This is a genomic window from Faecalibacterium sp. DFI.5.82, from assembly GCF_029076575.1.
Lineage (GTDB): Bacteria > Bacillota > Clostridia > Oscillospirales > Ruminococcaceae > Faecalibacterium > Faecalibacterium duncaniae.
This window is the reverse complement of the sequence record NZ_JARFIS010000839.1, coordinates 1-298: the sequence shown is the minus strand read 5'-3', so window position 1 is coordinate 298 and position 298 is coordinate 1. Positions and strand designations below refer to the sequence as shown.

Sequence of the window (298 nt, the reverse complement as noted above, 5' to 3'; positions counted from 1 at the left end):
CGTATTTGTGGGCAGTCTCGCAGATCTGCTGATAGAAAGCAAAGCCCTTTTTGTCAAACAGGGACTTCTCAAACCGGCTCTTGTCCACCGGCACGTCGCCGATGATGATCATGGCGCAGCCGCCCTTGGCCAGCCGCTCCATCTCTGCCAGATATTCCTCGTCCGAAAGGCCGATGGTGGTGGGGGCAAAGATGATGCGGTTCTTCAGCTGCAATCCACCGTAATCAATGGGGCTCAGGATGGTGTCGTACATGTTACTCACTCTCTTTCCTCGTCCGTGCTGCCTTTTGCAGCAGGC

1 pseudogene is annotated in these 298 nt (G+C 55.4%); it reads right to left on the bottom strand.

The window, feature by feature from the left end:
* A pseudogene (locus P0G09_RS19150) lies at positions 1-253 on the bottom strand (NADH:flavin oxidoreductase); the annotation flags it as partial.
* Between the last annotated feature and the right edge of the window lie 45 nt (positions 254-298).